Annotated in this window: 1 protein-coding gene; it reads right to left on the reverse strand. The window is 54.1% G+C overall.

Going from position 1 to position 1,013, the window contains the following annotated elements; translation table 11 throughout:
- Positions 1-1,013, reverse strand: a 1,013-nt coding sequence (locus A3750_RS17255) for a VCBS domain-containing protein (protein WP_156498680.1), incomplete at both ends; no start/stop codon positions are given.

The raw sequence follows: 1,013 nt of genomic DNA on the forward strand, positions 1-1,013 counted from the left end.
GCCCAACATTGCGGTCTTCGGTGATAGAGCCCGTATCTTGGCCGGTAATGACAGCCGCATCCGCTACCGCTGCCAAATCCAGTGAAGCGCTCGCTACCGTACTGCCGCCATGAGCATCTTGTACTTCGTAAGAAAATTGCACCGAGCCGTTGTAGTCTGCGTCTGGTGTGAAGGTGTAAGTACCGTCGTGATTGTCTGTGATACTGCCATGGTCGGCACTGAGGTTCGCAACATGCAATTGCCCGGCATCGTTTTTGTCGATATCACTGGCGTTGGCCAATAAATCGCGGGCGTGCAAGGTATAGGCCGTGTCTTCTGTTCCTTGCGTAAGCGTAACGGCAGAGCCAACGGTCGGCGCATCGTTAGTGCCATGAATCGTGATGGTGATGGTATGGGTTGTGCCGTCTTTCGAGGCGATCTGCACCGTATCTGTCAGGGTCTGCCCATCCCCCAACGACTGGATTTCCGGTTTGCGATTGTCGATGTAGTAATGCCAGTTGCTCCCGCGATCGATGGTTAATTGGCCACCCAAGGCGGAGGTATATGGCGCCCACTCAGGATGCGTCGGCGCGGACACGAGTGTCGAAAAGTCAAAGCCGGACTCGCCTGAATCAGGGTCTATCGCCGTGATATGCCCTTGCGCCTCCAGTTTATAGGCATAATTACCGTTTACACTTGCGTATGGGTTCAGATCTTCTGTTACAGCGCCTGTATCTGTGCCGGTGATTACGGCACGGTCATTGGTGCCTGTCACCGTAATAACAAGGTGTTGAGTGTCTTGTCCGCCGGCACTATCGGTGACGGTAATTGGAATCGTAATTTTACGAGCTTCACCATCTGCCAAGCCGTTGTAGGCCGGATGCGTTGGATCAAAGGTATAGCTGCCGTCCTTGTTTAGCGTGAAACCGTCAACCTGAGGGGAGGTGAAGCTAGCGGTGTCACCAGAGTCGATATCGGTCGCTGTGATGGTTCCACTTGTGAGTGTTTTGTCTCCTTCGGTCGCGGTGGTGGCC

Source organism: Oleiphilus sp. HI0079 (assembly GCF_001635105.1).